This is a genomic window from Paenibacillus sp. FSL R10-2736 (assembly GCF_038000245.1).
Taxonomy (GTDB): Bacteria; Bacillota; Bacilli; order Paenibacillales; family Paenibacillaceae; genus Paenibacillus_AQ; species Paenibacillus_AQ phytohabitans.
The window spans coordinates 889,948-909,420 of record NZ_JBBOBN010000001.1 but is presented as its reverse complement, the minus strand read 5'-3'; the positions used below and the strand labels follow the sequence as shown (position 1 = coordinate 909,420).

General features: G+C 52.4%; 15 protein-coding genes. 5 read left to right on the top strand and 10 right to left on the bottom strand.

The features are described from left to right. Positions 1 to 14: 14 nt before the first annotated feature. The 4 genes from NSQ73_RS04000 to NSQ73_RS03985 form a co-directional block, all read right to left on the bottom strand. Entirely contained in the window at positions 15 to 851 is an 837-nt protein-coding gene (locus NSQ73_RS04000) for a DUF3891 family protein (protein WP_340985454.1), read from the bottom strand. A 331-nt stretch (positions 852 to 1,182) separates the two neighbouring features. Then, positions 1,183 to 1,947: a succinate dehydrogenase iron-sulfur subunit gene (gene sdhB / locus NSQ73_RS03995; protein ID WP_042139785.1), complete on the bottom strand. Its 765-nt coding sequence runs from the start codon at positions 1,945 to 1,947 to the stop codon at positions 1,183 to 1,185. Positions 1,948 to 2,321: 374 nt separating this feature from the next. Next, positions 2,322 to 4,064, bottom strand: coding sequence for a succinate dehydrogenase flavoprotein subunit (sdhA, locus tag NSQ73_RS03990; protein ID WP_076247508.1), 1,743 nt, complete (start codon positions 4,062 to 4,064; stop codon positions 2,322 to 2,324). Between the two features lie 35 nt (positions 4,065 to 4,099). Continuing rightward, a complete protein-coding gene (locus NSQ73_RS03985) occupies positions 4,100 to 4,765 on the bottom strand; it encodes a succinate dehydrogenase cytochrome b558 subunit (RefSeq protein WP_042139787.1) in 666 nt (221 codons plus the stop codon). Positions 4,766 to 5,221: 456 nt separating this feature from the next. Between NSQ73_RS03985 and NSQ73_RS03980 the strand changes: the two genes are divergently transcribed. Continuing rightward, positions 5,222 to 6,121: a LysR family transcriptional regulator gene (locus NSQ73_RS03980; protein WP_039306940.1), complete on the top strand. Its 900-nt coding sequence runs from the start codon at positions 5,222 to 5,224 to the stop codon at positions 6,119 to 6,121. Between the two features lie 81 nt (positions 6,122 to 6,202). Here the strand turns inward: NSQ73_RS03980 and NSQ73_RS03975 are convergent, their stop codons facing one another. The 4 genes from NSQ73_RS03975 to NSQ73_RS03960 form a co-directional block, all read right to left on the bottom strand. Then, entirely contained in the window at positions 6,203 to 7,858 is a 1,656-nt protein-coding gene (locus tag NSQ73_RS03975) for an ABC transporter substrate-binding protein (protein WP_042139788.1), read from the bottom strand. 62 nt (positions 7,859 to 7,920) lie between these two features. Further along, positions 7,921 to 8,820 (bottom strand): carbohydrate ABC transporter permease, encoded by a 900-nt coding sequence (locus NSQ73_RS03970; protein ID WP_171718345.1) that lies wholly within the window; start codon positions 8,818 to 8,820, stop codon positions 7,921 to 7,923. 14 nt (positions 8,821 to 8,834) lie between these two features. After that, complete coding sequence (locus NSQ73_RS03965; RefSeq protein ID WP_039306946.1) at positions 8,835 to 9,791, bottom strand: ABC transporter permease; 957 nt, start codon at positions 9,789 to 9,791, stop codon at positions 8,835 to 8,837. Between the two features lie 240 nt (positions 9,792 to 10,031). Beyond that, positions 10,032 to 12,299 (bottom strand): AraC family transcriptional regulator, encoded by a 2,268-nt coding sequence (locus NSQ73_RS03960; RefSeq protein ID WP_340985453.1) that lies wholly within the window; start codon positions 12,297 to 12,299, stop codon positions 10,032 to 10,034. 375 nt (positions 12,300 to 12,674) lie between these two features. On the opposite strand from NSQ73_RS03960, the gene NSQ73_RS03955 reads away from it, so the two are divergent. Genes NSQ73_RS03955 through NSQ73_RS03945 form a run of 3 tightly spaced genes read left to right on the top strand, consistent with a single transcriptional unit; the run spans position 12,675 to position 14,673 of the window. Then, entirely contained in the window at positions 12,675 to 13,046 is a 372-nt protein-coding gene (locus tag NSQ73_RS03955; RefSeq protein ID WP_340985452.1) for a GntR family transcriptional regulator, read from the top strand. Then, the gene (locus NSQ73_RS03950) at positions 13,043 to 13,984 is read left to right on the top strand and encodes an ABC transporter ATP-binding protein (RefSeq protein WP_340985451.1); all 942 of its coding nucleotides are present in this window, start codon (positions 13,043 to 13,045) and stop codon (positions 13,982 to 13,984) included. Before NSQ73_RS03955 ends, NSQ73_RS03950 begins: the two co-directional genes overlap by 4 nt. Beyond that, entirely contained in the window at positions 13,981 to 14,673 is a 693-nt protein-coding gene (locus NSQ73_RS03945) for a hypothetical protein (RefSeq protein ID WP_042139792.1), read from the top strand. Before NSQ73_RS03950 ends, NSQ73_RS03945 begins: the two co-directional genes overlap by 4 nt. A 94-nt stretch (positions 14,674 to 14,767) precedes the next feature. On the opposite strand, the gene NSQ73_RS03940 is transcribed toward NSQ73_RS03945, so the two are convergent. Beyond that, positions 14,768 to 15,436: a potassium channel family protein gene (locus tag NSQ73_RS03940; RefSeq protein WP_039306954.1), complete on the bottom strand. Its 669-nt coding sequence runs from the start codon at positions 15,434 to 15,436 to the stop codon at positions 14,768 to 14,770. Positions 15,437 to 15,450: 14 nt separating this feature from the next. Continuing rightward, positions 15,451 to 16,821 carry a TrkH family potassium uptake protein gene (locus tag NSQ73_RS03935; protein WP_340985450.1) on the bottom strand — a complete coding sequence of 457 codons (1,371 nt, stop codon included), beginning with the start codon at positions 16,819 to 16,821 and terminating at the stop codon, positions 15,451 to 15,453. 257 nt (positions 16,822 to 17,078) lie between these two features. Here NSQ73_RS03935 and NSQ73_RS03930 point away from each other — a divergent pair, with 257 nt between their 5' ends. Beyond that, positions 17,079 to 18,785 carry a CPBP family intramembrane glutamic endopeptidase gene (locus tag NSQ73_RS03930; RefSeq protein ID WP_340985448.1) on the top strand — a complete coding sequence of 569 codons (1,707 nt, stop codon included), beginning with the start codon at positions 17,079 to 17,081 and terminating at the stop codon, positions 18,783 to 18,785. Positions 18,786 to 19,473 lie beyond the last annotated feature (688 nt).

The following is a 19,473-nucleotide window of genomic DNA, read 5'->3' as shown; positions in this document are numbered from 1 at the left end:
CCTGCCCCCTGTGCCTAACCGGCAGTGCGTTCACCGGTACCTGTCTTCACCTGCACATCGTCTTCTCCTGCTCCGCTGATTACAGTGATCCGGCATTCTTCCTCCGGTGTCTCCTTGTATGCCAGAGCGATGCCTTTATGCTCTATATCCTTGCGGCTGACCCGCCGCAGCTTGAAGCTTACTCCGATCTCTTTCGTGAACGGGAACGGGGTAAGCGTCAGCGTAGCGTTGTCCTGCCACTCTGCCTGAATCGCACGTCCGGAGGTGAAGCTGAATTCCTCGCTGCCCGAGAAGCCGTCTGCGAACCAGGGATGCTTCTCGGACTCGGCGCTGCCCGGCTCGCTCAGCGCCAGAAACAGCGACAGGTCATCACAGAACTGCAGCAGTCTGGCGTCATAATACAGTTCGCCTTCTTCAAGCGGCCGGCTCTGCTCCAGCTCACGGTGGATACGGGCTCTGCGCTCCGCTTCATCCTGCAGATACCGGGTGAGCTCCGGGCATTCCTCACCCGATACCTCGATCAGCCGCTCGAAATGGGAGCTGCACAGCAGCGCCCCATAAGGCGTATCCGCTTCAACCTCGTTGATGCCCCGTCTATAAAAGGTCAGCTTAGGCACAACAGGGAAGTCGATGAAGCTGTACGGCGCATCTTCCGCATCGTTCCAGAACGGAGTCTCATCCAGATCGATCCAGCCCCGGTCATGATTGCTCACCGCCCGCAGCACCTCCTCCCGGCGGCCTTCCGCAGGTGTATGCTCTTCCTTGAACCACTTCGCAAATTCCCCGGCCAGCAGCCCGTGCTCATGCTGCTTCACCATCACAAACGCTCCGTCCTGTTCACGACAAATCACTGTAATTCCTCCCCGTTATCCGCTGTCTGAATCCTGCCATCCACTATGTAGATTATAACATATCCACCTATATTTATTGGAATGCGGCACACCTTAACGGCTCTATTGTATGCGCAACACAATATAAGACTGTCTAAAAATGTACCCTTTTTCCACCCTGAAAGAAACATATCCGGCTGCATTAGCCATTTCCAGTTCCACCCTGATCAGGAAATTAACTTCAGGCGCAAACAGGCCGTTCAGGAAATACTCCTGAACGGCCTGTGGTTTAAGGATAGCAGCTGATTACACTGCCGCAGATATAAATGTAAAGAAAATGCAAGCTGTATCGTTACACGCCCAGCCAGCGCTTGAACATATGCTTCGTCGTCTGCTTGTTGATCTCGGCAATGGAGGTGGTCAGCGGAATTCCCTTCGGGCAGGCGCGCACGCAGTTCTGCGAGTTACCGCAGCCGTCGATGCCGCCGTCTTCCATCAGTGCCTCCAGGCGCTCATCTGAGTTCATCTCACCTGTAGGGTGGGCGTTGAACAGGCGCACCTGCGAAATAGCCGCAGGACCGATGAAATTGGTCTTCTCATTGACATTCGGGCAAGCCTCCAGGCAGACACCGCAGGTCATGCACTTGGATAACTCATAAGCCCACTGGCGCTTCTTCTCCGGCATCCGGGGTCCCGGACCCAGATCATAAGTGCCGTCGATGGGAATCCAGGCCTTAACCCGCTTCAGGGCATTGAACATCCGGCTGCGGTCAATCACCAGGTCACGGACCACCGGGAAGGTCTTCATCGGCTCAATGCGCACCGGCTGCTCCAGGTTATCGATCAGCGCTGCGCAGGCCTGCCGCGGCTTGCCGTTAATCACCATGGAACAGGCGCCGCATACTTCCTCCAGACAGTTCGATTCCCAGCACACCGGGACCGTATTGTCACCCTTCGCGTTCACCGGATTGCGCTGGATTTCCATAAGCGCGCTGATCACATTCATTCCCGGACGGTAGGCAAGCTCGAACTCCTCCGTATACGGGTTCGTTTCCGGCTCGTCTTGGCGGGTAATGATAAATTTTACGTTTTTGGGAGCTGCTGCAGTTTCCGCCATGTCAGTTACCTCCTAAAATTTTGGATAGCATAGCCTTCTCCGAATCCAGTTCGCCAAACTCGCTCCGGAAGCACACGCTTTAAGCTTTTAACGTATTGATGATCTTTCGATTCCGGCGCTAACTGCACTTTGTACAATTAAAACCAGGGGTTCCAGCCTAATTTACGATTTAACTGCACTTTATACATTTATATTTCATAAAAAGGCTCATTCCAGCCAGTCCAGAAGATTCTAACTGCACTGAATACAGTTATTCGTCTCCCATGCGGCAGCGGTGCAGGAATAGCTGTATGAAATACAGTTAAACTGCAGATTCCCCGCCGCCAGGACATGCCAGCAATTCAGCGTCCCTACTGTACTGCCGCTTCGTCCTATCAGTCCTTCGAGTAATCCCGGACCCGCGGAGGAATCAGCGATACATCCACTTCGTCGTACGAGATTTGCGGGCCGTCAGGCGTCCAGGCGGCTTTGGTCGTCTTGAGGAATTCTTCATCATTGCGCGTCGGGAATTCCGGCTTGTAATGCGCCCCCCGGCTCTCGTTGCGCAGCAGCGCTCCGAGGGTCATTGCTTCTGACAGCTCCAGCATATTCCACAGCTGGCGGGTGAAGGCAACGCCCTGGTTGCTCCAGCGTGAAGTGTCGCTCATGTTAATGTTGCGGTAGCGTTCCTTCAGCTCTTTGATTTTGCCGATGGTCGCTTCAAGCTTCTTGTTCTCACGCACTACGGTCATGTTGGCCGTCATCCATTCGCCAAGCTCCTTGTGGATTACGTAAGCATTCTCCGTGCCTGTCATCCCCAGCAGAGACTCATATTTGTCCGTCTGTGTCTTATGGAAGCTGTCGAACACCGTGGAGGAGATATCCTGGACCGACTTCTTGAGGCCCTTGATATATTCCACAGCCTTCGGCCCCGATACCATGCCGCCGTATATCGCCGATACCAGCGAGTTCGCGCCAAGGCGGTTCGCCCCGTGGTACTGATATTCACATTCCCCTGCGGCGAACAGGCCGGGAATATTCGTCATCTGGTTATAGTCAACCCACATGCCGCCCATCGAATAATGCACAGCGGGGAAGATTTTCATCGGAATTTTGCGGGGATCATCGCCCATGAACTTCTCGTAGATCTCGATAATACCGCCCAGCTTGACGTCGAGCTCCTTCGGGTCCTTATGCGAAAGATCCAGGTACACCATGTTCTCGCCGTTAATGCCCAGCCCCTGATCCACACACACATTGAAAATCTCACGTGTTGCGATATCGCGCGGCACCAGGTTGCCGTAGGAAGGATATTTCTCTTCGAGGAAATACCACGGCTTGCCGTCCTTGTAGGTCCAGATACGTCCGCCTTCGCCGCGCGCCGATTCCGACATCAGCCGCAGCTTGTCATCGCCCGGGATGGCTGTCGGGTGGATCTGGATGAATTCCCCGTTGGCATAATGTACACCCTGCTGATATACAGCGCTTGCAGCGGTTCCAGTATTGATGACCGAGTTCGTTGTTTTGCCGAAAATAATCCCCGGACCGCCGCTGGCCAGAATGACCGCATCCGCCGGGAAGGTCTGAATCTCCATCGTCTTCAGATTCTGGGCGCTGATGCCGCGGCATACACGCTCGTCATCGAGAATAACGGAGAGGAATTCCCAGTTCTCGCTCTTGGTCACCAGGCCTTCGGCTTCCCAGCGGCGCACCTGCTCATCCAGCGCATACAGCAGCTGCTGGCCGGTTGTCGCTCCGGCGAACGCTGTCCGGTGGCGCTTCGTCCCGCCGAACCGGCGGAAGTCGAGCAGCCCCTCCGGCGTGCGGTTGAACATAACACCCATCCGGTCCATCAGGTGGATAATGCCCGGTGCGGCTTCGCACATGGCTTTGACCGGGGGCTGGTTGGCCAGGAAGTCGCCGCCGTAGACGGTATCGTCAAAATGCTCCCAGGGCGAGTCGCCCTCGCCCTTTGTATTAACAGCGCCGTTGATACCGCCTTGCGCGCAGACCGAATGTGATCTTTTGACAGGGACCAGTGAGAATAGATGTACATGCGCGCCGGATTCGGCGGCCTTAATGGTAGCCATCAGGCCGGCCAGACCGCCGCCCACGATGATGATATCGGCTGATGCCATGATTGTTCCCCTCCTATATTAAAATCTGTATATTCCTAAATAAAGCTGCGCAGCGACTGCATCGCCGTGGCCGCGGTTTGAAATTCATCGTCACGGAAAGTCACCAGTGACAGTACAAACATGAAGGTAACAAGTACGAACACACCGAGACAGAGGATAGAGGACACCCGCTGCGAACGCGGCCCCACAGTAATACCCCAGCTGATCAGGAAGGACCACAGGCCATTGGAGAAATGGAAGCAGGCTGCTACAATACCGATGATATAGAAGGTCATCAGCAGCGGATTAGTCACAATATTGTGCATGACACCGCCCAGTTCTTCATGTTCTACATTGCCAAGCGCCACCTGGACACGGGTATCGTACAGATGCCAGACAATGAAGATGAAGGTGACGATTCCGCTGATGCGCTGCAGCGTATAACGCCAGTTTCTTTCCAGATTGTAGCGGTTCAGGTTCGGCTTCGACTGATAAGCGATGTACAGGCCGTACACTCCGTGGTACAGCAGCGGCAGCCAGATGCCGAACAATTCCAGGAAGAAGACCAGCGGCAGGCTGTTCAGCCAGAGCACACTGTCCGTGAAACCGGAAGCACCACCCTCTACTGCTGCGAAGTTCGTCAGCATGTGCTCAAGGAAAAAGGCCCCGAGCGGGATAATGCCGAGCAAGGAATGAATCTTTCTGGAATAAAATCCTCTCATGCAAAGTGTCCCCTTTCCAATTAAAACAGCGTTTTCAAATTATCTTTTTAAAGAGCATACACCGCCGGGAGTACAGTTGAAACAGGGCAGCGGCAGGCTGCAGTAAGCAGCAAAATGTCTATTTGCACCACTTTTCATTGTTTTCCCGGACTTTGCTTTATTATTCACAATATGTGAATATCTTGTGTCACTTTTCATGTTACTCTTTTTTCGCTTATAAGGGAATTGCAATCTAATTATTAATCGTTATACAATAAACGCATAAGAATATTTTTAATATGATAATAATTCTCATTTAGACTGAGAATTCACTTCAGTTTCAGACGAATACTCCTATAAATCAACGTATCTCCCGGCTCCCGGCTATGCTTTTTATCACTAATCCATTGGAATCCTTAATCAGCAATCATCTAATACAATCCGCCGTTTACAGATTGGGACAAAGGAGTGCTTGTAATGTACGATGATTTAGACGCTTTTGCTGCAGTTGTGGAGCATTCCAGCCTGAACCGGGCCTCCCGCCAGCTTAACCTGTCCCAGCCCGCTCTGTCCCGCAAAATTTCCAAGCTGGAGGAACGGCTCGGGGTCGCCCTGTTTCACCGTTTCGGCAAGCGGCTGGAGCTTACGGAGGTAGGACGGCTCACTTATACCTACGCGCTGGAGCAGCGGCAGCAGCGTTCCAAGTTCCTGGAAGCGTTGTCCAAGTTCAAGGAAGGCGAACCGCAGCTCGTCACGCTGGGGGCCAGCCTGACCACACTGCAAACCACGCTGCCTCCTCTGGTGAATGCCTACATGGAGAAATACCCGGCGGCTGAGCTGAAGCTGATCACCGGGAAGACGCATGAGATGGTTACCGCAGTCAGCGAGGGCAAATGCGATGTCGGCATCATCGCCTCCCAGGTTCAGGAGCCGGGGCTGCGCTGCATCCCGCTGTTCGAGGACCAGCTCCGGCTGGTCGTTGCCGAGCACCACCCGCTGGCCCAGTCTCCGCGGCTCACGATGGAGCATCTCTCCCGGCTGCCGATGATTCTCTTCTCCAAGGGCACCTGGTACCGCCGGACGACTGATGATCTGTTCCAGCGCTGCGGCGTTGATCCCGATGTGCGGATGGAGATCGACTCCTTCGAAGCGATTGTCCGGCTGCTGCCGACCATTAAGGCGGCCGCGCTGCTGCCGAAGTCTTATCTCCGCCCGGAGCTGCTGAACGGCGGGGGACTCGTCTCCCTGCACATCAAGGAGCTGGAACAGACGCAGCGGACCACCTGCCTGATCTACCAGGGCAGCGGCGGACTTAGCACTGCAGCACGCTGCCTCGTGCAGGTAACAGAAGAAGTGTTCCTGTCCGGACGCGAATAACAGAAATCACCCGGCAAGCTTCCATATTGCTACGGAATAGCCTGCCGGGTGAATGTGTTACAGAGATTTTATGACATAGGATTAGCGGAACTTGCCTGCATCAATGGCAGCTTGCTTCTCATCCAGAACTTCCTGGTAGCCTGCATCCAGGTAAGTCTTCTTGGCTGCTTCATAGGTAGCATCGAATTCAGCTTCAGGAGCCAGCACGACCTTCACATACAGTTCCTGGAACAGCGTATTCAGGTCCGCTTTGTATTCGTTTACCTTCTCCAGTACAACGTTGAACAGGGCATCCGGTGTACGGAATTCGGCAACTTCATCGTAATACTTCACCAGATCATCAGCAAGCGTCTCATAGCCGGCCGGTGCCCAGTTGCGTAGATTAGCCGTGCGGGTTTTGGCTGCATCCGGATACTGTGCAATTTCAGTTACAAGGCCCCAGTAATCTTTGTTATTGTTCTGTGCCAGAACAGCTTCGCCTTTGTAATCTGGATTCTTCAGCGCGATACCGTCTGCATCAAGTGTATAGTTCTCCCCTTCGATACCGTTCTGGAATTTGAACAGGTTCTCCGGCTGGCTGAGCCATTCCAGATACATCCAGACTGCAGCACGTTCCTCAGGTGTAGATTCATAGTTAATCCCCATGATGAAGCCGAACGGCCAGTAGGCGCGTCCTTGAGGCTTATTGCCTTCCGGAACACCTGCATAAGGAGGCACTACAGCAAATTCAGCATCCGGGTTGTTCTGCAGGGTAGCTGCAAAGACATCCGTATTATTTGCCAGGTAGAAGGCGAAGTTCCCTGTTTTGCCGGAAACAAATTCAGCTTTGACCTTAGGCTCGTCGTTACGCAGATAGAATTCCTTATCAAGCAGACCGTTATTATACTGATAGTTCAGGTTTCGTAAGTAAGCCTCTGTATCAGCCGTGGTAAGGTCAGCTACGCTAAGATCGGAATACAGCGCACGGTATTTCGCGTCAACCGGCCATTCACGGAAGGCATAGTTAAAGTTATAGAAGTTCTGCAGCAGGTTGCCGCCGGTCACACCGAGTCCGGCCTCTTTCCATTTCGCCAGCATCTCGTTGTATTTCTCCAGGGAAGTCAAATCTTCAACCTTCATGCCAACCTTTTCAACCCAGTCCTTGCGGATAATGTTGACGAAGTTGTCGGCTTCAGGGCGGGCAGCGAAGAAGAAGGTTTTCTGATCATCCACTGTACCATACTGCTCAATAGTGGAGCCCATGTTTTTCCAATAGGTTGGTGCGTAATTTTCGATTTCAGCATAATCCAGCGGCTGCATAACATCCTCACCATAATAAGTAAGCGCTTGCGGCATGTCGTAATGGAAGATGATATCAGGGGCTTTATGCGATGCCAGCAGTTGCTCGTAATCTGTTACCTCTTTGGCGCGGGTAATCGGTACATAATTGACTTCGATATTGTACTTGTCGCCAAATTCCGCTTGTACCCAGCGGGTATAATAGTTATCGGACACATTCCAGCCCTCATACGCCCGTTCGTAGACCGGAATATCCAGCGAGACCTTCTTCTCGAAGCCCTTGGAGTAATCAGGGAAACTTCCTTCAGTCTGGTTCGTAGCTGCGGCTGATTCTGCCGGGGCTGTGGTAGGCTCGGTGTTGCCATTCTTAGCGTTGTTATTTCCCCCGGAGCATCCGGCCAGCATACCGGCCGTCATCACAGACGCCATCAATAATGAAACAAAACCTTTTTTGTTCATCGCAATTCCCCCATTTGTAATTTTCGGATTCAAATAGAATTACTATATACTAGAGCGCTGGACTACTCCTTGACCGCCCCGAGCATAACACCTTGAACGAAGTATTTCTGGACGAACGGATACACACAGAGAATAGGCAGAGTAGCAAATACTACAACGGATGCCTTAAGGACCTCCGGATTACTGAGCTGTACCTGGGTGGCTTCCAGCTGGAAGCTTTCACTCGCCTGGATAACCAGATAATAGAGCTTGAGCTGCAGCGGCCGCAGGGAGATCTCATGCTTAATATAGAACAGGGCATCCTGGTAAGCATTCCAGCGGCCGACTGCGTAGAAGAGGGCAAGTGTCGCCATAATCGGCTTGGACAGCGGCAGGACAATGCTGAACAGGATCCGGAAATGCCCGGCACCGTCGATCCGCGCCGATTCTTCCAGACTTACCGGTATACCGTGCGTTAGCGAAGTCTTCATAATCAGCAGATTGAAGGCACTGAACGACAAGGGCAGAACCAGTGACCAGATCGTATCCATCAGTCCCAGATTGTTAATATTCATATAGTCCGGGATGATGCCTCCACTGAAGTACATCGTGAACAGGAAGATGAAGGTGATGACCCGGCGGCCCTTGAACTGGGCTCTCGACAGCGGGTAAGCGGCACAGATGGTCAGAATCATTCCCAGAATCGTGAATAGTACAGTCACGATAACCGTGATATACAATGAACGGAGGATACTGGCATCCGCGAAGATTTTTTTGTACGCTTCGATGGTGAAGCCCTGCGGCCACAGAAAGACCTTATTGGCAATGACAAAGGAGTCAGAGCTCAGGGATTTCGATACGACATGAATAAACGGCAGCAGGCATATTAGCGAGACTAAGATGATTGCGAAGCGGATCAGAAATTCCCAGATATCTATACGTGCTTTATGGGGTGCGGCAGAGCCCCCGGCTGTTGCTTTCATGGTTCCTCTCCTTTCTACAATATTCCATCCTCGCCAAGTTTCTTGGCTACACGGTCCGCTGAGATGACCAGAATAATACCGATGACGGACTGGAATAATCCGATGGCTGTCGCCCGGCTGAAGTTGCCGCTCTCGATCCCCCAGCGGTACACCAGCACCGGAATGGTCGTGGTGAACTCTGTGGTGGCCTTATTCTGCAGAGCGTAAATACGCTCGAAGGAGCCGTCCATCACTTTCCCCAGAGCCATGATCAGCAAGGTCACAATAGTCGCACGGATGGAAGGCAGCGTGATATTCCACACCTTTCTCCAGCGTCCTGCTCCATCGACCGTAGCCGCTTCATACATCTCCGGATTAATCCCGCTCATCGCCGCCAGGTAGATAATGGTGCCCCAGCCCATACTCTGCCACACACCGATGGCCAGGTAGCTGATCAGCCAGTTATTGTCTTCCTGCAGGAACGGAATACGGGTACCGCCCATGAGTTCAATCAGATTGTTAACAACACCGCCGCCTTCACTAAGAAGCTGATAAGCGATAGCCCCGATAATGACCCAGGACAGGAAGTGAGGCAAGTACAATATCGTCTGATTAATACGCTTGAAGCGTATGCTTTTGACCTCATTCAGCAGCAGCGCCAGCACAATCGGCATTGTGAAGCTGAAGCAGAGGTCAAGCACGTTGAGCAGCAGCGTATTCCGGACGGCCTTAATGAAATCAGCCTTGGCGAACAGCTCCTGGAAGACTTCCATTCCGACCCAGTCACTGCCCCAGAAGCCCCGTGCAATTTTGTAATCCTTAAAAGCAATTACAAGTCCGGTCATCGGCAAATATTTGAATACGATTACAAATGCCAGCGGAAGCATAACGAGCAGGTAGAGCTGCCAGTCACGCTGCAAATAATATCCGAATCCCTGTTTCTTTCTTAATAAAGGACTGTTATTAGTTTGTGAAGCGCTTGCAACTTTCAAAATTTTCACCTCCTGCCTTCAATGTTCTTCTTGCCGGCCAATGTCCTCCGGCTCGATTTCTATGCTAGCCCCTTTGCCTGATCTTGAAAATCATGAGTATTGATGATCACCATCAAATTTGATTGAAGTGCCGTTCTAAAGGCCTTTGCAGCACAATTATGATCAAATGTGATAGGCATTCCCAAAAATAATAAAGCGCTTTCAAATGTAGACAAAAAAAATCCGGCCAGGAGAAGGCTCTTAGGAGCTCTTACTCTTGGCCGATTTAAAGCTGCTTGGCGGCATGCCTTCGTATTTGCGGAAAAAGCGGTTGAAGCTCTGAACATTATAATAGCCAACCTCTGCTGCGATTTGCTTGATTGAGCATTCCGTATCCAGCAGCAGCTCTTTGGCCTTCTCGATCCGCAGCTGATTCACAAAATCAATCATGCTATTGCCGGTTTGCTCATAGACGATCTTGCGCATATAAGAATAGCTGATACCGATTTCCTTGGCCATATCCTCGAACACAATCTCTTCACGGAAATTTTTCTTCAAATAATGAATGATTCGTTCCGCATGATTGGTTTCACTCGTGCTGCGGTCCAGGCTCTGTACGATTTCAGTGAAGAAACCATGCAGATATTCCTCCAGCTCATCCAGTGTATCCATTGCAGCAAGAATGGAGTACACATTCCCTCTGCCCATAACCATCCGGCCCGTGCTGATATGATTCTCACGGAGGTGCTTGATCGTTGCCCCCATCAGCTGATAGTAGATGAACATAATATTATCGTAGGAAATATTCTCTTCCGAAGCGATCTGGCTGCGGATGCTCTGAAGCTCTTTGAATATCCCGGCCAGTTCACCGGCATCCAGGAAGTTGAGAATCCTCCGCTCACTGCTCTCGGAATCGAGGTATTTACGGCTGCCATCCTCTTCATCGTGCCAGTACATAATGCTTCCCGCCCCGTTAATCATCCGGCGTTTGATGACTTCCATCGCTTCAAACAGCCGCAGGGCAACCCTCTCGGGTGCATCAGCCAAATCACTTACACCGATTGTGACTGAATGCTCCAGCAATTCAAGTGATTGATCCCGGATCTGCTCCAGCGCCTGACGGATCAGCCCCTCCTTCTCCCCGGACTCATCCGGAGCAAAGTTCAGCACAATCACTATACAGCCATCGTTATGATAGACACTGCGGGCGAGAATTCCCTCCGGGAAGAAGCTCTCATACTTCGCATTGAGCAGATACCGGTGATAGCTGCGCGTCTCCACATTGGTATTGCCCACATACCGCCGGTACTGGTCAATAGACACGACAACAACTCTGTAGCCTACTTCCGGAAAAGCTTCCGTGATCCGGGGCGGAATCTCACCGCGCAAAAGACGGTGAACTGCAAGACTCCGGGTATCCTGTTCACGCTCCTGCAGCAGCTGGAACAGGCTTTCCTCTTCCTCCTGCATGCGTTTGAACGCCATATCCAGGAAGGCCAGCTCATTCTTATTGACCACACCCAGGTCGCTCTTCGAGCGGATCGTCCGCACCAGCTGCCGGAGGGGCCTGGACAGCCAGGTCGCAAGAAAGATGGCAAGCAGCGTCCCGAGCAATATGATAGCTCCGGTAAGCAGAATGATATTCCCCTGCATATCCCGTGATTTGATCATCAGCTCATCCATGGAGCTCCAGCTCACATTCCACCACCCGGACACTGCCGAACGGCTCCATGCGTATATCATCCGCTTGCCGTCCAGCTCGTGGAATGTATAGCCTTCACTGGATTCCTGGTTCAGTATTTCCTGAAGGTAAGGCAGCTTCCGACCATCAGAGAGCAGCAGTGAATGATCATTGTAGGAAATGACCTTACCGTCTGAGTCCAGCAGCAGGTAGTTGCTGTCTCCAATCTCTGTTGCATGCAGATATTTGCCGATCTGGCTCTCTTTCAGGTTGACTACGATAATCCCGCGGGTGGTGGAGGACAGGCGGTTGAGGGGATAAACATACGACACCACATTTTCACCCGACTCCAGCTTACGGGGAACCCATACCCCGCTGATGCCTCTGCGTCCTTCAAGCGCTTCTGTGATCCAATCGATGGACTCGTACCGTTCCAGCGTCGTGATGCTACTGTCAGTAGAGAACACATAATCCGAATCATTCAAATAAAAGTACGAAGAGTACACACCGTCTACCCGGCGGTTCAAGTTCAACAGTTCTTTCGTCACGGAGAGTGCCAGGCTCACATTGTTGTAATTTGCGTTAATTTCATCGTACGTCTCAAGGCTGCGGATACGGTCAAAAATATTCGTCGCCGCCAGACGCGACGTGTCCTGGGCCAGATTGGCAAGCGCATTCTCATTTAACTTGCGGTTGGCATTCAGCCCGGCAAGCGTCGATTCTCCAATGGCTACTTCTGAGTTCTGTATAATCTGTGACCCGCTGTACCATGTCAGAATCGCTGTGGGAATCGCCATGATGCAGAATAGTATCAGTGCCAGCTGCAGGATCATCGGTGTTTTTTTCATATTGCTATCCCCCTAAGGATGTCTCTATATATAACTGCCTTGAAATTATCTTCTGTCCATACCTCAGCTGGCTGTATCAATATGTTACCGCTTACATTTAAATTTTCCAACCCCCTGAGACAATTAATTTGTGCCTCGCGGCAAATCTCTCCGTCCGGATCACTTCAATGTTTTTATTTTAACATTTCAGATTACATTTTACATATGTGTATAGGAAATTTTTTCAAACAAATTCGGATTATTTGCAGACCACTTGGCAATGTTTTCTTAGCCGAAGCCCATTTCCGTCATTTGCAGGTGAATGTCACTTGACACCGGACTGATTTCCGCTTAAGGTTAGTTACATGAGTAATTAACCAGTTAGGTGGTGAAGCGGTGGGTATCCAAATGGATGACAACCGGCCGATTTTCGTGCAGATTGCGGAGCTGATTGAGAATGACATCATCGATGGAACCGTGCCCGAGGAGACCCAGGTGCCTTCCACGAACCAGTTCGCAGCCTTTTACAGCATCAATCCGGCAACGGCGGCCAAAGGCGTGAATCTGCTCGTAGAGCAGGGAATCTTGTATAAAAAGCGGGGGATAGGAATGTTTGTTGCAGCGGGAGCACGCTCCGAATTGACGAATAAGCGCAGGCAGCAGTTCTATGAGCAATATGTGGTGGCAATGATCCGTGAGGCCGCCAAGCTGGGCATTACAACAGAGCAATTGTCTGAAATGATCCGTAAGGGGGATGAGGACCGATGATGGTTATGGGGAAGAAGCATGCAGCAGCGGCAGTTCCATCCGGCGCAAAGCTCGATTTAAGCCATGTGAGCAAGGTTTTCCGCGGAGGCCAGGGCGTACATGATATCTCGCTGAGCCTGGAGCCGGAGATGATTCATGGACTGATCGGAGCCAACGGCAGCGGCAAAAGCACCCTGCTCTCCCTCATTGCCGGCCAGAGGTTCGCAGACAGCGGACTGATCACGTATGGCGGCGATCACGTGAATGAGCATGCAGCGGCACTGAGTCAGATCTGTCTGGTCAAGACCTATGAACGCTCCTGGGAGAACTACTCATTGAAGGAAATCTTCAAGTTCGCCTCGATCTTCTACCCCCATTGGGATGAGCAGCTGGCCAGTGAGCTGATGGACAAATTCCAGCTTAAGGGCAGCAAGAATTACCAGCAGCTGTCGCGCGGCGGCCAATCCATGGCAGGGATCATTAAGGGGCTGGCCAGCCGTGCTCCGCTGACGCTGCTGGATGAGCCGGTAATTGGCCTCGATGCCTCGATGCGCGAAATCTTTTACCGGACCCTGCTTGAGGATTACAGCAATAATCCACGCACCTTTGTAGTGACTACACATCTGATCGAAGAAGCGGAGAACCTGTTTGAACGGATGGTTTATATCAAAAGAGGTCGTGTCGCCTTCCAGGGTCCTGTAGAGGATTTTGCCGCCAACGCCGTCTATGCTTCCGGACCTGCTAACGTGCTGGAGAAGCTGCTGGGGGATGTCCGGGTACTGCACAGTGAACGCCTGGGGGGCAAGCTGCTGCTTGCGCTTGAGGATCTCTCCGGCCCCGCCGAACGCAGAATGCTCCAGGATCAGGGCGTTGAGCTGTCTCCGGTTCCGCTGCAGAAGCTGTTCGTATATCTGACGCTGCGCGATGCAGAGAATTCGCAAGGAGGCGGAAACCGATGAGCTACCGGAGTTTAATGAAGTTTCATCTGAAAGATTACCGCAGAGGCGCCTTGATTCTGCTGAGTATATTCGTTTGTGTGGACACCGCCCTGGTACTGTTGATGAAGTTTCTGCCCGCCTGGGATATGGGAACGGCGGACAATATCTTCAGCGTTAACCGGAATATTATGTCTATCTTCATGATTGTCAGCATGATCGTTACCGTGGCTATTACCTTTCCGCTGATGAGCAGCTTCAGTGTGACCCGCCGCAATTTCTACGTCAGCTCGCTGCTGGCCCTGCTGGCCTTCTGCATAACGGCTGCGCTGGCGGAGACTGCCGTGTATCTGATCGGCCGGGCTGTTCTTCCTTCGATCGGACTCCCGGTTGATGTGGACCGGCCGATCCTGCTCTCTGCGTACGTGTTCATGCTGACCCTGCTCGATGTGTCGGTAGCCACCTTCCTGATCGGCGCCTGTTATTACAGATTCAAAGTAATCACCGGAACCCTGCTGGCCATCGTGTATTTCGGAGCTGTCGCCCTCATTTCCCAAATGTTCCCTTCCATGGAGTACATGGAGAACTTCGCATTATTCTCGTCAGACCCCGCAATGCTCGAGCCTGGAACCACTCTCCTAGTATGGGGGATGATCGCCCTGTGCGCCGGGGCCGGGTGGCTGATATACCGCCGGACTGACATCCGGATGTAGCCGTCTTTCTGAAGAGCAAAAAACGTCCGGCTGCACGTCAGCCGGACGTTTTTTTGCATTCTTTTATAGAGATACGCAGACTGGTCTTCCGCACCTAATCCGCATTCACCGCTTCATCCTCGAATTCCCCGATGCTGTCATTGGAGCCGATTACCACCATAATATCCCCCTGATGCACATGGTCATGCGCCGTCGGGGCAACGATGATGCCGTCCTCACGGTTCAGGGCAATGATGCTGCAGCCGTATTTGGCGCGCGTGTTCAGCTCGGAGAGGCTTTTGCCGTCCATACAGGCAGGCACTGTCAGCTCAACAACCTTGTAATCCTTGGAGATCTCAATATAGTCCAGTAAGTTCGGTGTCACCAGCTGGTGGGCCACACGGATTCCCATATCACGCTCCGGAAAAATCACCCGGTCCACGCCCAGCTTCGACAATGCGCGCCCATGCAGAATCGAGATCGCTTTGCCGACCACCTGCTTGACACCGAGCTCCTTGAGCAGAATTGCGGCCAGTATACTCCGCTCCATATTATCGCCGATCGCCACAATCCCGCAGTCGAAATTGCGCACTCCGAGGGAGCGCATAATCCCTTCATCCGTAGCATCCGCCATCACCGCATGGGTCAGCCGGCCGGTCATTTCCTCCACCCGCTCCTCCTGATGGTCGATCCCAAGCACCTCATAGCCCATGGACATCAGCTCTAGCGCCAGACTTGAACCGAAGCGGCCCAGGCCGATTACAACAAACTGTTGTGCTTTCATGTCTCTATTTCCCCTTATCCAATTATCATTTTGCCTTCCGGATACTTATACAAAGGTTTACCCTGTTTCGGACCCAGTGCATAGGCCAGCGTCAGAAGTCCAAGCCGTCCGGCGAACATCGTCAAGCAGATCAGGATTTTGCCGACCTGTGTCAGCTCCGGCGTCAGTCCCAGACTTAGTCCCACATTGGCGAAGGCCGAGGTCGTCTCGAACAGAATCATCAGAAAAGGCAGACCCTCCGTAGTCGACAGCATCATCGATACCGCAACGATCAGCAGCAGAGCCAGCAGCGTAATGGTCAAGGCCTTGAATACGCGCTCCTGGGCCAGCCGGTAACGGAAGAGTACGATGTCCTCCCGGCCGCGCAGCATGGAGATGACTGCTCCGATCATCAGCGTGAAGGTTGTCGTCTTGATGCCGCCGCCGGTTGAACCCGGGGAAGCGCCGATAAACATCAGAATGACGATGAAAAACTGTGTCGCCTGGCGCAATCCTGTAATATCCAGCGTATTGGCTCCGGCTGTACGCGGTGCAACGGACTGGAACAGGGATGCCCAGATTTTGGTCCCGAGGTTCATAGGTCCCAGCGTCCGTGCGTTGGTGAACTCGAAGATGAAGATCACTGCCATCCCTGTCAGAATAAGTCCGAAGGTCATCGACAGCACTACCTTACTATGCAGCGACAGCCGGCGTTTCCGCCGGTACTCGGCCAGATCGGACATCACGATGAAGCCGATCCCGCCGGAGATGATCAGGAACATCACGACCAAGTTGATCACAGGATCACCGACATATGCTGTCAGGCTGTTATCATGGCCGCCAAACAGATCAAACCCGGCATTGTTAAACATCGACACCGCATGAAACAGGCCATAATATAAGGCACGCGGAAGCGGCATATCAAAGGCAAAGCGGACGGACAGCAGGATGGCTCCTGCCGCCTCAATAACCAGCGAGTAGATCAGCACTTTGCGGATCAGCCGCACAATCCCCTCCATCGAGCTCTGATTCATTGCTTCCTGGAGAATCAGCCGGTCCCGCAGCGAGATTCTGCGTTTAAGCACAAGCGCAAACAGCGTGGCCATCGTCATGAAGCCGAGTCCGCCGATCTGGATCAGCACCAGAATGACGGCCTGTCCGAATCCGCTGAGCTGGGTTCCGGTATCCACAACGGCAAGTCCGGTCACACAAGCGGCAGAGGTCGCAGTAAACAGCGCATCCATGAAATGAAGCGGCTCCCCGGCTACACTTGATACCGGAAGCATGAGCAGTAAAGTGCCTATCATAATTACTGCGGCGAACCCAAGCACCAGGATTTGCGGAGGAGCAAGCTTCAGAAATCTGAAGCCCGTTATTTTGGGAAACGGTGAAACCAAACTCCTCATCCTTTCAGGTTCCTTATTGGAAGTTAAGAATTGTTCAATATCAAATAAACATACAAAATTATATACGTTATTGCCTAACTTCACAAAGAATCATTTTCAAAATAAGCTGGAGTACAAATAAAGAACAATCTGCAAATAAACAAGCATAAGCTTGGACCTCTCCACGTAAAAGGATAATACGGCAATTTTTTGTAACTGCCGGGCAAGTAATATTATAATGGAATGTACAAGAGTATTTCATTTCAAGGAGGCGTTTCATGAATCCCGTCGGCCAGCCCCTACAGCAGCGGCCCCTTACCACCAAACTTATCCTTGCTGGAATTCTCGGACTTATTGTGTTTGTCATGTTCCAGGTCGCCCCCCAGCTCTTCCAGGGCTCCGGTGAGGACACAGCAATTATCAGCAAAAGCGAAGTGCAGGACAAAGCCGCCGCATTCGCAGCACAGCAGCTCGGCCACGAAGCAGGAGTGAAGGATGAATGGACTATCCTCTATAAGACAGACTCCTCTTTCTACGGCTATATGTCCAGGGAGAAGCTGCTTGAGGATTACACCAAGAACAAGCTGGACCAGCGGTACCCGTTCGATGTCTACCATGCCGCACTTTATCCTTCCGGTGAAGCGGATGCCCTGCTCTCCGTGGATATCAATATGTATACCGGTGAAGTAGTTGCCTTTGCCCGCCGAGCCGATGCCGGTGCCGCAGGACTCGATTACGGGGAAAGACCGGCCAAGGTTGTAACAAGCCCTGCCGGTACTGCAATAACTGCAAGCAGTGAAGCGGGTCTTACCCTTGAGCAAAAAGAAAAGCTGGCCCGCCCGTGGCTGCAGCTATGGGGTGCAAATCCGGCGAAGCTCCAGATCGAGACGGGCAGCGATGAGTACGGGCTTGTCTACACGGAGAGCTCGGTTAAGGTCGGAGATGCGCTGCTGCATTATAACTTTAACTTCTCCGGTGAGCAGGTCTCCTATTTCCGCGCAGGATTCACTGCCCCGGCCTGGCATGATAGCTATGTTAAAGACCAGACCGCTCTTGCCAAGAAGCTCACCTTGTTCGGCTATGGTCTGCCTACACTGCTTCTGGGTATACTTGCGCTGATCTACAGCATTCTGCGCCGGGGTCACACGTCCTGGAGGCGCGGGCTCTTCCTTAGCTCCGCCCACTTCCTGATTATGATGGTCAGCAGCTACAATGTGCTTCCCGAATCAGGCGGTGACAGTGCCGAAGCGCGGATTACCGCTGTAGTAATGTTCATCATCTATGTTCTGTACAGCCTGCTAATGTCCTCACTGCTCTACTTCTCACTGGTTGGAGGCGACGGCCTGTGGCGCGCAGAAGAGAAGCTTAACCCCTGGCCGCGTGCCAAAGAGCCCGGTTACGGCCAGTATGTACTGGACAGTATCCGCGCCGGATATGTATGGGCATTCGTCCTGCTCGGCGTGCAGACCATCATGTTCATTATTCTGTCGTTCGCCTTGGATAACTGGTCCACCACGGACGCCAGCCAGTCTCCCTACAATATGAAATACGCCTGGCTGCTGCCGATTGTCGCCTGGCTTGCCGGTCTCTCTGAAGAGGCTGTCTACCGGTTGTTCGGCATCCGGATGCTCAAGAAGCTCGTGAAGAATACCTTCATCGCTGCACTGATCACTACGCTGATCTGGGCGCTCGGGCATACCCTCTATCCGATCTATCCGGTCAGTTCGCGCCCGATTGAGCTAACCGTAATCGGTTTGCTGTTCAGCTATATTTTCCTGCGCTACGGCTTCATCGCTGTGATGTTCAGCCATGTGGTGTTTGACAGCATCCTGATGGGGGCCACGCTGATCTTCATGCAGGATAAGGTGAACATCGGCGCCGGTATTGTCACGATCATCCTGCCGTTCATCGTCGGCTACATCGTGTACCGCTTCAACCCTCCGCGGGGGCCGGAGCAGGCGGAGCCGGTCCAGCCTCTGACCTAGACATAGACGGAACCGTATCGATCCGCCCTGCATATCCAAATGGGGCTGTCCCACAAGCCATGAAATGGCTGCTTGGGACAGCTCTTTATTTTGCAGTAGCATCAACGTGGGCACTTGGGTGGACGCTCCGCGAACGGACCGTTTTAAGCGGGATACGAAACACTTTTTTCAACAAACACAAAAAAGAAATCGCCTTTTTGGTAGAATGGAGGTACCACCCAACCATTTCAAAAGGAGCGATTTCTTTGTACATTCAATAGTCCATGGACCCACTTTGCTTGCCAAGGGATCTGGAAGAAGACATTCCTTTGGACCCCTCGCTCGTGGCGTGGATGCAGCCGTCAACCGGCTGAACGAAACCCTCTATGACGCTGCCTATTCCCGGTGGCGGCCGCGACAGCCCCCCTCCTGAAAGGCTCACCATAGCCATCATCTACGCCAATACCCAGCGCAATTATTCGTCCCGCCCAATCGTTTACAGTGACCCGATTACGGTATGCGGTATGCGGTATGCGGTATGCGGTATGCGGTATGCGGTATACTTAATTGCACTTCGTACAACTAAATCGTCTGATTTATAACCGATTCTCCGTTTAGTTGTATTTCGTACAATTAAATGGCCAAGTGAACCTTCATTTTCACCATTCTGGCAGATTTAGTTGTACAGACTACAGTTATAAGAGGCAAG